Annotated in this window: 12 protein-coding genes; 5 read left to right on the top strand and 7 right to left on the bottom strand. The window is 42.8% G+C overall.

The features are described from left to right. The first annotated feature begins 12 nt into the window (after window positions 1-12). Window positions 13-438 (top strand): VOC family protein, encoded by a 426-nt coding sequence (locus I595_RS12475; RefSeq protein WP_054559754.1) that lies wholly within the window; start codon window positions 13-15, stop codon window positions 436-438. On the opposite strand, the gene I595_RS12470 is transcribed toward I595_RS12475, so the two are convergent. After that, window positions 439-1071, bottom strand: coding sequence for a DUF2306 domain-containing protein (locus I595_RS12470; RefSeq protein ID WP_054559813.1), 633 nt, complete (start codon window positions 1069-1071; stop codon window positions 439-441). Window positions 1072-1076: 5 nt separating this feature from the next. Then, entirely contained in the window at window positions 1077-2807 is a 1731-nt protein-coding gene (locus tag I595_RS12465; RefSeq protein ID WP_054559753.1) for an alpha/beta hydrolase-fold protein, read from the bottom strand. A 120-nt stretch (window positions 2808-2927) separates the two neighbouring features. Here I595_RS12465 and I595_RS17770 point away from each other — a divergent pair, with 120 nt between their 5' ends. After that, window positions 2928-3062, top strand: a complete 135-nt coding sequence (locus I595_RS17770; RefSeq protein WP_262485539.1) for a hypothetical protein — start codon at window positions 2928-2930, stop codon at window positions 3060-3062. A gap of 1 nt (window position 3063) precedes the next feature. Here the strand turns inward: I595_RS17770 and folD are convergent, their stop codons facing one another. From folD to I595_RS12445, 4 genes are all read right to left on the bottom strand, one after another. Further along, on the bottom strand, window positions 3064-3948 hold the full coding sequence (folD, locus tag I595_RS12460) for a bifunctional methylenetetrahydrofolate dehydrogenase/methenyltetrahydrofolate cyclohydrolase FolD (RefSeq protein WP_054559752.1): 885 nt from the start codon (window positions 3946-3948) through the stop codon (window positions 3064-3066). 108 nt (window positions 3949-4056) lie between these two features. Further along, window positions 4057-5385, bottom strand: a complete 1329-nt coding sequence (gene ffh / locus I595_RS12455; protein WP_054559751.1) for a signal recognition particle protein — start codon at window positions 5383-5385, stop codon at window positions 4057-4059. Window positions 5386-5513: 128 nt separating this feature from the next. After that, window positions 5514-5948, bottom strand: a complete 435-nt coding sequence (locus tag I595_RS12450; protein WP_157449736.1) for a hypothetical protein — start codon at window positions 5946-5948, stop codon at window positions 5514-5516. Between the two features lie 166 nt (window positions 5949-6114). Continuing rightward, a complete protein-coding gene (locus I595_RS12445) occupies window positions 6115-7908 on the bottom strand; it encodes a hypothetical protein (protein WP_054559749.1) in 1794 nt (597 codons plus the stop codon). Window positions 7909-8020: 112 nt separating this feature from the next. On the opposite strand from I595_RS12445, the gene I595_RS12440 reads away from it, so the two are divergent. From I595_RS12440 to I595_RS12430, 3 genes are all read left to right on the top strand, one after another. Further along, the gene (locus I595_RS12440; RefSeq protein WP_054559812.1) at window positions 8021-8521 is read left to right on the top strand and encodes an RNA polymerase sigma factor; all 501 of its coding nucleotides are present in this window, start codon (window positions 8021-8023) and stop codon (window positions 8519-8521) included. A 209-nt stretch (window positions 8522-8730) separates the two neighbouring features. Then, entirely contained in the window at window positions 8731-9648 is a 918-nt protein-coding gene (locus I595_RS12435; RefSeq protein WP_316934165.1) for a FecR family protein, read from the top strand. Further along, on the top strand, window positions 9629-12178 hold the full coding sequence (locus tag I595_RS12430; RefSeq protein ID WP_054559748.1) for a TonB-dependent receptor: 2550 nt from the start codon (window positions 9629-9631) through the stop codon (window positions 12176-12178). Before I595_RS12435 ends, I595_RS12430 begins: the two co-directional genes overlap by 20 nt. On the opposite strand, the gene I595_RS12425 is transcribed toward I595_RS12430, so the two are convergent. Next, window positions 12175-13044: a Brp/Blh family beta-carotene 15,15'-dioxygenase gene (locus I595_RS12425; protein ID WP_054559747.1), complete on the bottom strand. Its 870-nt coding sequence runs from the start codon at window positions 13042-13044 to the stop codon at window positions 12175-12177. The genes I595_RS12430 and I595_RS12425 overlap by 4 nt on opposite strands. Between the last annotated feature and the right edge of the window lie 91 nt (window positions 13045-13135).

Here is a 13135-nt window from a genome sequence, read left to right as displayed (position 1 = left end):
TATTTTTGAAGTATGAAAACAACCGTGACCCCATTCCATGTTGCCATACCCGTTCACAACCTGGAAGCATGCAGAACTTTCTACAGGGAGGTTCTAGGCTGTACAGAAGGCCGTAGTAGTGACCATTGGGTAGATTTTAATTGTTTTGGCCACCAACTCGTGATCCATTACAAACCCCAAACTGGGGAGGCCCTCCATACCAATGCCGTAGATGGTAAAAACGTGCCCGTTCCGCATTACGGCGTGGTGTTACCATGGGACACGTTCCAGACGTTTTCCAAAGAATTAAAATCTAAAGGAGTGGAATTTGTGATTGAGCCTTATGTTAGGTTTAAAGGTGAAGTTGGGGAGCAGGCCACCATGTTTTTTTTAGACCCTGCCGGAAATGCCTTGGAGTTTAAGGCCTTTAAGGATATGGACCAGTTGTTTGCCAAGTGATCAGCCAATGACCAAGCCCTTTCTTCTTACCCAGTAAAAGGCAAAAATAAGGTTGGGTACCCAGCAAAGCCAGGCCACGAGCTTATACGCCGGTAAAAATGCCCCAAACGCCAGCGTCAGCAGTGGCAACCACACCCTTAAGGTAACGACAGAAAAACAGGCGGCATAACTGTAGATCATCATGCCGTTGTACAACTCCATATCCTTCTTTTTAATGGCCAGATATGCGCTCGCTGTGGTATATAGCCAAATAATGGCCAGGCATAAAAAGCCCAAGGTGCTCACCCATCCGCCCGTGGCGTAAAAAGCAATATAAAAGCCGGCCAGTCCACTTAACAGTGCAGATATCACATACACCTTTCCTAAAGTGCGATGCAAAGCCATACGTTCCTGCCGGATTTTTTGGCTGAATTGGGACCAGCCTACGATTAAAGCGATACCGCCAAAAATGATATGGACATAAAAACCAATGTTCCAAGCCAGGTTGCCCAAAACGTCCACACTTTTTGAAAGTCTTAGCCCCACCTCCGATGCCTCAAAGGCGTAATACAGGCATAAGAGCGGGTAACAACCCACCCCAATGGCCATTAAGACCATCACAAACCAAGCCACTTTATTGGTCTTATTTTTCATGGGCATCAATACCTCCAACTGCTAAGGTCCGCCCCTTTGGGGGCACTCTCGGCAATCCGTTTCATAATTTTGGGCACATACATACTATTGTACCGCAATCTGGAAATATGGTTGGGTTGGTCCGGGTCACCGTTCCAACAGTGCTCTGCCCTATCCCCATAACGTACCTCGCCATCATAATAGGGATCGGTAGTCCGCTCCAAAAAGCCTTCCATTAAATACACCGCGTTGTTCAAATAATAATTGTCCATATCACCACAATAAATGTGAATCTTGCCTTTGAGGTCATTGCCCAGTTTATCCCAATCCCGTTCTAATATATGGCGGAGGTCAAAATTCTCTTTCCAATACATGGCCACCTCGTGGTCTATGGTCCCAGTCTTTTTGTCCCAAATGCGTTTTGGATAACCCTCTTGGTTTTGGGGAGAATAGGTAGCCTCCCAAATATCCCATTGTTGGCCGGATCTGGATTTTGTGCCCAAAACCAGCTCCAAATGGTTTTCTTCCCTTATGGTAGCCGTAATTTGGCCCAGATAATCGCGATGTGCGGGAACCTCTAATTTTTTATGCGCACTATCATAGTAGTAGGCATTCCCATCTTCATAGATATTGGTAAGGCAATAAGCCCTAAAATCTATGGGGTCTGGACAGGCTGCAAAGCATCCGTTATACGCTTTGGGATATTTAACCTGTACGGCCAACGCTTCCCAGCCACCTGTGGAACCGCCATACAGAAAACGGGACCATCCCTCTCCCAGACCACGGAACTCTTTTTCTATATGGGGTATGAGTTCATAGGTAATGGCATCCCCATAAGGCCCCTGACTGGCGGAATTCACAGCATAGGAGTCATCATAATACGGGGTGGGGTGCTGGATTTGGATAATTAAAAACCTAGGGAAATCGGGCTCGTTCCAGCGTTTATAAAAGTCATAGGCCTCCTGTTGTTGTAGGATATTGTAGCCTTGAACACCAAATCTTTCCGAATATTCCGGTGGCATTTCTGGATCTGGCGGGGTGGTTCTAAAACCTCCAAAATTGGATGGAAAGTGACCGTGAAATACCATTAGGGGGTATTTGGCCTCTGGGTGTTCCTTAAACCCTTTGGGAAGCAACACATGTGCACCAAGATACATGTCCCTTCCCCAGAATTTAGACAATTTTTCCGATTTAATTTTTATGTGTTTAATCCATTCCGTATCCTCCGGTTCTGGAATTGGCGGAATGGTCTTGTCCATGGCAATAGCAGTGTTTTGGGAGTTTTTTTGCCCAATGCGAACGGTAAATGGCTCGCTGTACAAATTTCCCGGACTACGGTTCCATTGTTGGCCCTCCCCGTTATCCATGGGCAGCTTTACGGTATGGCCTGTAGAAAGGTTAAAAGTCTCGTAGGTGTGCAATAGGGCCTGTACCTGGTATTCTCCCTCAGGAACGTCTGCCAAGCTTGCATACGGAAAACCAAAAACCTCCTCATCAAACAGCACGGGTTCGCCAGCTTTTAAGCCCGATACATCCTGCCCAAATATCAACTGGCCATCCAATCCTGAATGAATTTGAAAACGGGGTTCTTCCTCATGATTCGTGGAAAGCATTAACAGCAACCTTCCGTCCAAGCTTTCCGTACCCGCTTGTTCCGAAAAGGAAACAGAGAAGGTTATGCCTTTTTTTTCTTCTTTGGCCGTGCAGCCGATAATGGCAATGGCAAGAACCGTGTGAATTAGAAACCGTGCATTCATAAAGACTGGCTATTTAGATTCAAGATACGGAAATAAACCCATCTGCCACCATACTAAGCCATTGAAGTAAAGCGTTATAGCCCTATAATCCTTCTCATGGCCCCTACTAAAACCCAAATCATGAAAATCATTTTACTTTTAATCACGGTTGCCTTTTCTTCCTTGGCCGTTGGCAGTTGCACCAATGACGAAGGCGAACAAGAGGTAGAATTCTTGGACCCTACGGAAGAGCAGAATATGGCCAATACGCCATAATTTAGCTTGGGGAACTGTGGCGTTCCCTGGCCAACAAGGTGTTTTTAAGTAGCATGGCAATGGTCATGGGACCCACCCCGCCAGGCACCGGTGTTATATGTGACGCCTTTTTGGAAACCTCGTTAAAGTCCACATCCCCTGTAATGTAGTAGCCCTTTTTTTGGGAGGCATCTGCCACCCTGGTAATGCCCACATCAATGATTACAACGCCCTCCTTGACCATGTCTGCCTTTAAAAAATCTGGCACTCCCAAGGCAGAAACGATAATATCCGCTTTTTGGGTGTAGGCACGTAAATCCTGCGTTCTACTATGGGTAAGGGTTACCGTGGAATTGGCAGCCTTGCCTTTTTGGCTCATAAGAATGCTTATAGGCCGCCCAACGATATGGCTACGGCCAATGACCACCGTATGCTTTCCCTCCGTTTCTACCTGGTACCTGCGCAATAATTCCATGATTCCGAATGGGGTGGCCGGGATAAAGGACTGCATGTCCAATGCCATTTTACCAAAATTGGTGGGATGAAACCCGTCTACATCCTTATTGGGATCAACGGCCATCAATACTTTTTGCTCGTCTATATGCCTAGGCAAGGGGAGTTGCACAATATACCCATCAATAGCGTCATTGTCATTTAAGGCTTGTACCTGTTTTAGTAAGTCTTCTTCCGTGGTTTCTTCTGGTAGGTGAATAAGGGTGGATTCAAAGCCGATGCGCTTGCATGAGCGCACTTTACTGCCCACATAGGTGAGGCTTGCCCCGTCATTACCCACCAGCACGGCAGCCAAATGTGGTACTTTTTCACCAGCGGCCTTCATGTTGGCAACCTCAACGGCTATTTCGTCCTTGATATCGTTTGCTATTTTTTTACCGTCTAAAAGCTTCATTCTTTCTTATATCTGTGTTACTGGTTTAGTGATTGGGAATAAAATGCCACCTAAAACAACCTAAAACCTAAAAATAATCACCTAGGTTCCCGTTTGCTTTTTGGGAACTTACCTCATATTCTGCATCATCTGCATCATTTTTTTGCCCCCGCCCCCTTGCATCATCTTCATCATCTTGCTCATTTGATCAAATTGTTTTAATAATTGATTCACGTCTTGGATGCTGCGGCCGCTCCCTTTTGCAATCCTTTTTTTACGGCTGGTATTTAATTTGGAGGGGTTGGAACGTTCATCCGGGGTCATGGAATGTATGATGGCCTCTATATGTTTAAAGGCATCATCATCAATGTCCAAGCCCTTTAAGGCTTTTCCCATACCGGGAATCATCCCCATGAGGTCTTTCATGTTCCCCATTTTCTTTATTTGCTGGATTTGGCTCAAAAAATCATCGAATCCAAACTTATTCTTGGCTATCTTTTTTTGGATTTTTCTGGCCTGTTCCTCGTCAAACTGCTCTTGGGCCCTTTCCACAAGGGAAACCACATCACCCATGCCCAGAATACGTTCTGCCATACGGGATGGGTAGAACACGTCTATGGCCTCCATTTTTTCTCCCGTGCCGATAAATTTTATGGGCTTATCAACAACGGATTTAATGGAAATGGCGGCACCACCGCGGGTATCACCATCTAATTTTGTAAGGATGACCCCATCAAAATTCAGCACATCGTTAAAGGCCTTTGCCGTGTTCACGGCATCCTGGCCCGTCATGGAATCCACCACAAAAAGGGTTTCATTGGGTGTAATGGCCTTATGGATATTGGAGATTTCCGTCATCATGACCTCATCAACGGCCAGACGACCTGCGGTATCCACGATGACCACACTGGCGCCAATGGCTTTGGCGTGCGCGACACCTGCCTTGGCTATGGCCACGGGATCGGTGTTACCCCTATCCGAATATACTTCCACCCCTATTTGCTCACCCACCACGTGCAACTGGTCTATGGCCGCCGGACGGTAGACGTCACAGGCAACCAAAAGTGATTTCCTGTTCTTTTTCTTCTTTAGAAAATTGGCCAATTTTCCAGAAAACGTGGTTTTACCGGAACCCTGTAAACCAGACATTAAAATTACGGATGGGGTACTGGAAAGATCGATACCTTCCGCATCACCGCCCATAAGTTCCGTAAGCTCATCCTTAACGATCTTCACCATTAACTGGCCAGGCTGCAAATTGGTAAGTACATTCTGACCCAGCGCTTTTTCCTTAACCCTATTGGTAAACTCTTTGGCTATCTTAAAATTAACATCAGCATCAAGCAGAGCGCGCCTTACCTCTTTCAACGTTTCTGCCACATTGATCTCCGTAATTTGTCCGTGTCCTTTTAGGACGTGTAAGGCCTTATCTAACTTATCGCTTAAATTATCAAACATATGCTTTCCTAATTTTTAAGTAGCACAAATTTAAGCATTACTGCTTGAATTGGGTGAACGTCCACCTGGTCCAAAAACAAAAAAAGCGACCAAAAAGGTCGCTTTATTATTAATAGGCACTCCGCTCTTTAAATTCGCTCTAAAATGAGGATGTCGTCATCGTCATCGTCATCTTCCGATAATTGAATACGGGTATCCGAATAGGTAATGATGTACCAATCTTCTGAAAGTTCATCAAAATCTTCATCCAAATCGCCCATTGATGTGGAAATGGAAACCTCAAATTCAACATCATCCCGGTCATCATCATAGGTAATCTGCCAGGTTCCGTTTAGGGTTAGCGTACCATTATCCACCACAAGGGTACCATCATCGTTAAATGTGAAGCTAAACCCTGAAAAAACGCTGGTAATATTATCACCATCCTCTATAAAACTGCTGACCCTCCACGTTCCAACATTGGTAATTGAACTTAAGGCGGTAACATCCGCAGTGCTAAATTGTTGTTGCATTACGTCATTATCATCATCTTTATCACAGGCTATGAATAGTGATAGCGCCATTAGTACTAAACTTAATTTGATTAATTTCATTTTCATTATTCTTTATGTTCAACTTTTTTTTGCCAAGCTTTTTGGTTTGTTTATGACTCGTTTGGGACGATATATTTTATGAAGGGCGATTTGTCGAACAACCGCCCTTTACACCTTTGATATGGGGCAAAAAAGGTTACATTTTTCTTTGGAACACCAGTTTTTTAAAGTTGATGTTTTCGTCTTCATAAATAAGTTCAATGCTGTTTGCAGTGGTTTCACCAACGAACCAAGCCTCGGTCAAATCTTCAAAGGGTTCGGCATCTCCAAGGTTTAGGAACAGCTGCACGTTGCCGTTTGCATCCCTCAACACTCTCCAGACGCCTGCAATAATGGGGTCATCGTTCACAGAAACCTCTACTTGATTGAAATTTGAGAAACCAAAGTCCATACCCGCGTAATCCTCCGTTTCATTTTCACCTTCGTCCTCGTACAGGGTAACATTCCATAGGCCTCCGAGCATAAAGTTCCTTATCTCGGCCACGCTTTCATCTCCGGCGCTTTCGTTACACTCCCGTTGCAGGATTAATTCATATCCTATTTCCTCCACCTCAAATTTTAGGCGATCGTTGGTCAATTCCCGTAGTGGCCAGTTGAAATTTACTGCAGGTTCATCCCCAAAAGATATCAGCAAAGCCAATACCTGGTCCTCATTGTACCCAACTTCCCAAGTACCTTGGCCAGTAGTGATACCATTGCTTAAGGTAGCTACGTTATCCGGTAAAAACTCAAATTCAAAGCCCAATAACCTGTCTATTTCTTCATCTTGTAGTTCTACTTTTCTAATGATCCAAGAACACTCTTTTAAAATTTCTCGCAGGGTATCTGGGTCTTCGCCTTGCTCCTCTTCACCACATAAACTTTTAAGCTCCAATACGTTACCGTCTCCTTTGATCAAATCTATTTCCTTGTAAGATTCGTCAAAGTCTACCTCGGCCAAGTGCCATTCTAGATTAAAATCTGGCAATTCTGGCACGTTTAGGGTCACCAAAATGGCATTACCCTCCCCAGAAATGGAATAATTGCCCTGAAACTGCATTCCATTTTGCACCACGAGCAAACCACCTTCCACATTAAAAAATAACGTAGCGGTAGCATAATCACTTATGAGGTCTGCATCATTTCTTTCAAACTCCAGAATGTCCCAAGCGCCACAGGAAACCAAGGCCTCTTTAACCCGCTCATTGGAACAAGTCTCGCAGTCATCATCGTTATAGTCATTGTCATCATCCTCATCACAAGCATCTTCTGCCTGTTCTAGGGCCCTTGCCAGTTCCACATTGCTGGCTACCGTAATTTCTGTCCCATCTGCCTTTTTCAAGGTCACTGGATAATCAATACTTACCAAATCATTAGAATCTCGCTGTTCCTTAAAGAACAATCTTAATTCCCGGTCGCTGTTAATGGTAAATGTATTGGAGATTTGGTCGGCTACATCAAAGGTGAACAAGGTGATGGGATACACAAAATCTATACATTCTATATCGTCATCACTGCCCCCTTCTTGGCATTGTGCGGCAAGTTCACGAAGTGCCGCTTCATTTTCAATGACCACCTCCGTATAATCTGCCAAGGTAACCGTAATGGGAAAAATAAAATCCAGCTCATCCAAATCATCATCAAACTCATCAAAAATCTCCTCGATCAATTCCAAATCCTCCTTGGAATCTATAGTAAGCTGTATTCCCGCCACGTCTACCGTATATGGAAACTGAACCGCGATACAACTTGCACCATCGGCAATATTATCAAAAGAACCATCATTGGAAGAAGTCTTGGAAATGAGATCAACCGTTGTCTCCGTCAATGCAGCCTCGTTCTGTTGGTCTGGGGTACCTCCCACATCTTCAAACTCTTCCTGACAAGATGTTATCGTAAGCGCCAAAACCGCAGCACTTAAGTAAATTAATTTAGTTGCGAACGTTTTCATAATGATTTGGATTTTTAATTACTACAACCCTAAAACAACTTTTGGAAGTGAAACCCTACTTGCTATTTTAATTTTTTTTCAAATACCTTTGGAAACATGCAATCAGGCACTTATGGAAAATGTTTGTGAAGAAAAAACTTTTAGTCAGGTCTTCCAGTCTTATTCAAAAACGATTTTCAACTTCATATATTATAAGTACGGTAATGAAGAAAAAGCAAATGATGCCGTCCAGGAAGCCTTTGTAAAACTTTGGGAAAACTGTGCTAAAGTGGCACCGCAAAAAGCAAAATCCTTTCTTTACACCGTTTCCAACAATTTGTACCTGAACGTGCTTAAAGCAGAAAAGGTGAAATTGAAATATGCAGAAAGACAAGGTAACGGTATTATAAAGGAGTCCCCGGAATTTTTGATGGAGGAAAAAGAATTCCAACTTAAGCTGGACCATGCACTGAACGCCTTGCCAGAAAACCAAAGAACCACGTTTTTACTGAACCGCATCGACGGAAAAAAATATGCTGAAATTGCCCAGATGGAAGGAGTAAGTGTTAAGGCCATTGAAAAAAGAATGCACCTGGCCTTAAAATCATTGCGAGAAAAGATTGATGGCATTTAATCCAGGGCTCACCCAATGTCTAACGATAGGTCTGAGGTGGAACGTAAAATTTGATCTTGATTCTTAAGTATGGAAAAGGAGAAGAGAATAAATAGAAGCTTAAAGCAACGTGTAACGCAAATAGCGTATTTGACATTGAATTTGGACTCAAACGTAAAAAATGGTAGGGTTTTTTAAAGCTGAATTGTTATTAATAGGTTACCTATAGTATGATGCAAGAAAACTACTTGGCCAAATGGCTTAACAACGAGCTGACCGAAGAGGAGCTTTCCGAATTTAAGAAAACGGAAGGATACGCTTCCTATGTCAAAATAAAAGAGGCGAGCAATCGAATGAAGGCGCCTGATTTTAAGGTGGATGACGCATGGCAAGAATTCCAAAATACCCAAAGGGCAACTACCCAAAAAGTAATCCCGCTCAATCCCTATAAACAATTTTTAAAAATAGCGGCGGTAATCGCCGTGATGTTGGTTGGCTCTTACTTTTACCTGAATTCCTTGGATGTCACCTACGCTACCCAACTTGCGGAGCAGACCAATATTAGTCTGCCCGATGCCTCTGAGGTAGTTTTAAATGCAGATTCCAAGCTTAGTTTTGGCAAAAAAGACTGGAAAAAACAAAGGAAGTTAACATTGGAAGGGGAAGCCTTTTTTAAAGTGGCCAAGGGAAAAAAGTTTACGGTACAGACAACACTTGGGGAAGTTACGGTGCTGGGAACGGAATTTAATGTGGCGCAGCGAGATGGCTTTTTTAAAGTAAGCTGCTATGAAGGTTTGGTGCGCGTGGACTACAACCAGCAAGAGTATAGGTTAGCTGCCGGCAACTCTTTTGCGGTCATTGACGGCAAGATTAGACAACAAACCAATAGTGTTGATGCTGTGCCCGCTTGGCTCAATAATGAAAGTTCTTTTGAAAGCATTCCTTTAAAATATGTTTTTGAGGAGTTGGCACGCCAATATGATATTGAAGTCATTTACCAAGAAGACATAGACAGTAAAGCGCTATTTACCGGCACATTTAGCAACACCAATTTAAAAATAGCATTAGAAAGTATAAGTGCACCTTCACAAATGAGCTATACCCTAAGTGAAGACAAGGTGCTTTTCCATGGAAAAGATGCTCACTAAGCATATTACCAAGCTATGTTTAGGAATACTTCTTGTTGTTCCTCTTTATGGGAACGCGCAAGAAACAACCAAAATTCCCTTAGCTACCTTCCTTTCCCAATTGGAACGTGATTTTAATATCAAGTTTTCTTACGTAGATGATACGGTGGCCGGTATTGAAGTATCCAACATTTTGGAAAACCGCAGCCTAATTGCCATTTTGGAACAACTTAGGCAACAGACCGGACTGGACATTAAAGAACTCAATAAGCGCTATTATACGATTGCCCAGAAGGACAAGGTAACCGTTTGCGGGAGGGTCTTGGACAATTTTGCAAAAAATACCGTGGCCGGCGCCACTATCGAAGTTTTAGGAACCAAAACTTCCCTGGTAACGGACGCAGAGGGCTACTTTAACTTAGCAAACGTTCCAAGAAAACAAAGTTTAAAAATTAGGTACCTGGGCTATCTTACCAAATACGTTTCTGTCTCAGAATTGCTGAAATCCCAAGGCTGTAAGGAAATTTTGTTATCGCAATACGTAGAGCAGTTGAATGAGGTTGTTATCTACGAGTACCTGACTAGGGGCATCAAGAAGCAACCCAACGGAAGCATAACCCTTAACACCAGTAAACTTGGTGCTTTGCCCGGTGTCATTGAGCCAGATGTATTGCAAAGTATCCAAGCATTGCCAGGCATTAAAAGCGTCAACGAAACCGTATCGGACATTAACGTTCGTGGTGGCACCAATGATCAAAACCTTATCCTTTGGAACGGCATTAAGATGTACCAATCTGGACATTTTTTTGGGTTGATTTCCGCATTTAATCCCTACCTGACCGATAAGGTCACGGTCTTTAAAAATGGCACCCCAACATCCTATGGTGACGGTGTGAGCAGCGTCATTAACATGGAAACCAAAAACGAAATTGCAAACGGCATCACTGGTGGAGCAGGCATCAACTTTATAAATGCAGATGCCTTTGCACAAATACCGATTACGGAAAAACTGGGATTTCAATTTTCTGCAAGGCGTTCCATTACGGATATCCTTAACACCCCGGCCTACTCCAGTTTTACCAATAGGATCTTTCAAGACACCCAAATTGAAAACAGAGCCGCCAACGAAAATATCGAAACGGATGAAACCTTTTATTTCTATGATTTTTCCGGAAAGGTATTGTATGACATCAACGAAAATCAGAAAATAAGGCTTAGTTTTCTGTCCATAGCCAACGACCTGGATTTTAGCAGAACAGACAATGAATTCATGGAAACAACACAAAGCTTGCTGGACCAAACCAACCTTTCCGCAGGTGTACAGCTTCAAAGCCAATGGAGTTCTAATTTTTCTTCCCTTGTAAATGCCTACTACACCAATTACAACCTTGAGGCGGAAAATGTATTTCCAAACCCGTCACAACAACTGTTTCAAAAAAATACGGTGGAGGAAACGTCCATAAAACTGGAGACCCAACTGCGCGTATCGGACAGAGTGAATTGGACCAATGGCTACCAATACACAGAAACCGGCATCACTAATACGGCCAACGTTACAACCCCGGCATTTCAAAGTGATGTAAAAGGAGTAATACGTATTCATGCACCTTTTACCCAATTTCAGTACAACACCGCCAATGACGGCATTATCTTTGGATTGGGCACCAGGCTAAATTTCATTGAAAATAGGGATACGTTTTCAAAACTACTGATAGAACCCAGGTTAACCCTAAACTTTAAACTGGCAGACTATTGGAGAGGTTCCCTTTTGGGGGAATTCAAAAGCCAGACCACCAACCAGGTCATAGACCTTGAACAGAATTTTTTGGGTATTGAAAAACGCCGATGGATTTTGTCCGATGATAACGAATTGCCCATAACGCAGAGCAAACAAGGCTCTATGGGCGTTAATTATGCAAGGAACGGTTTTTATTTTGGGCTGGAAGGGTTTTACAAATTTGTTACTGGCATTAGCACCAGAACACAGGGCTTTCAAAACCAAAATCAATTTAACGGGGAAATTGGAAATTACCAAGTGTACGGGACCGAAGTACTCCTTAATCAAAAATGGAATAATTACAGTGCGTGGTTAAGCTATACGTATAATAAAAATGAATATATGTTTGCATCCCTGACCCCCATGAGGTTTCCCAACAATTTGGATGTGCGGCATACCGTAAACCTCTCCGGGACCTACACTTTAGAAAACTTTGAATTTGGCCTTGGCGCTACCTATAGAACCGGGATACCCATTACCAGACCTGATGAACTAACCCCAATCAATGACAGCGAATTCCCGCCCAAAATTAATTTTCGACCATCCAACAGTTCCCGCCTCCCAGAATACATAAGGGTGGACGCCTCTGCCAAATATCAATACCACTTAAACCGTGTTGCAAAAATTGACATTGCCATGTCACTTCTAAATATTCTAGACAGAACCAACATCCTTAACAGTTATTTCCGTCTTAATGACGCCAATGAAATAGAAACGGTGGAAAATGTTTCCCTGGGCCTAACCCCTAATGCCAGTGTCAGGATTTCCTTTTAATCTTCTATACGGGACATCACGATCACATGGGGAAAGGTGATGGCAGCCAAGAAATATACCAAAATGGAAATAAAATAATCGTTGTTTCCCTGTAACACCAGATATAAAACCACCAAGCCTACAATTGAGGCCAACCAATACAACCAAGACGTTTTTAAATAGGTCTTTAGTCCTTGTATCTCGGCTTTTCCGTGGAGTAACTGTATTTGGTCCCTTAAAGAGGGAACACTGTGCCAAAGCACAAAATAAATACCAAAGGCCCATAATAAGTCCGCTACGGTAAAGACCAGCGCCAATATTACCAAAAAAGCCAGCTCCTCCAGGACATTAAGGTGAACCTGTTTCCTGTACCAAAGAACACTATAGGATATAAGCAAGCCAACGATGGCTATTGCCAAGGTAGTTCCAAAAAAAATAGGCGAAGGCTCAAACCCGGTGACCTCTAAAAATATGGGGGCCGTTTTGTTAACATTTAAAGTAAATATCATAAACAAGATAACCAAACCATAAAAAAAGTAACAAGACTTGCTTAGCAAATGAGAAGAGACAGTTGCCTGTTTTAAATGTTGTTCACCAAAATGGTAACTACTGATTAAAATAAATAAGGTCAACGCCAAAGGCGGATAGACAAAAAAGACGGCTAAAATCAATAATACCGTTATCAGGTAATACAGCAATACCTTGGAATATCTAACCTTACTCCCTCTTTTGGAGGATATTGTTTTGATAAGGGTAATGTCATTGGCGCCATGCAACACCCCAACGGTAAGGATAATGGCATAGGCCAAATATTGTTGGATATCACTATCGAACATCGTGGTCAACCAAAGACTAAAAAAGGTCAAAACAAGCAACCAATTTTTCAAATTAACATTATTTTAAGTAACTGTTTAAAGATACAGTAAAAATATTGAACATTTTTTATATTTTTATGTTTAAATATTTCTATATTTACTT

The sequence above is a fragment of the Croceitalea dokdonensis DOKDO 023 genome (assembly GCF_001306415.1).
Taxonomy (GTDB): domain Bacteria; phylum Bacteroidota; class Bacteroidia; order Flavobacteriales; family Flavobacteriaceae; genus Croceitalea; species Croceitalea dokdonensis.
The sequence above is the reverse complement of the archived record's forward strand: the minus strand, read 5'-3'. Positions and strand labels throughout refer to the sequence as shown.

Bases quoted from the DNA above. Each gene is read 5' to 3' on its own strand.
- I595_RS12475 (WP_054559754.1), top strand. From the start codon at position 13: ATGAAAACAACCGTGACCCCATTCCATGTTGCCATACCCGTTCACAAC.
- I595_RS12470 (WP_054559813.1), bottom strand. From the start codon at position 1,071: ATGAAAAATAAGACCAATAAAGTGGCTTGGTTTGTGATGGTCTTAATG.
- I595_RS12465 (WP_054559753.1), bottom strand. From the start codon at position 2,807: ATGAATGCACGGTTTCTAATTCACACGGTTCTTGCCATTGCCATTATC.
- I595_RS17770 (WP_262485539.1), top strand. From the start codon at position 2,928: ATGAAAATCATTTTACTTTTAATCACGGTTGCCTTTTCTTCCTTGGCC.
- folD (WP_054559752.1), bottom strand. From the start codon at position 3,948: ATGAAGCTTTTAGACGGTAAAAAAATAGCAAACGATATCAAGGACGAA.
- ffh (WP_054559751.1), bottom strand. From the start codon at position 5,385: ATGTTTGATAATTTAAGCGATAAGTTAGATAAGGCCTTACACGTCCTA.
- I595_RS12450 (WP_157449736.1), bottom strand. From the start codon at position 5,948: ATGGCGCTATCACTATTCATAGCCTGTGATAAAGATGATGATAATGAC.
- I595_RS12445 (WP_054559749.1), bottom strand. From the start codon at position 7,908: ATGAAAACGTTCGCAACTAAATTAATTTACTTAAGTGCTGCGGTTTTG.
- I595_RS12440 (WP_054559812.1), top strand. From the start codon at position 8,021: ATGGAAAATGTTTGTGAAGAAAAAACTTTTAGTCAGGTCTTCCAGTCT.
- I595_RS12435 (WP_316934165.1), top strand. From the start codon at position 8,731: ATGATGCAAGAAAACTACTTGGCCAAATGGCTTAACAACGAGCTGACC.
- I595_RS12430 (WP_054559748.1), top strand. From the start codon at position 9,629: ATGGAAAAGATGCTCACTAAGCATATTACCAAGCTATGTTTAGGAATA.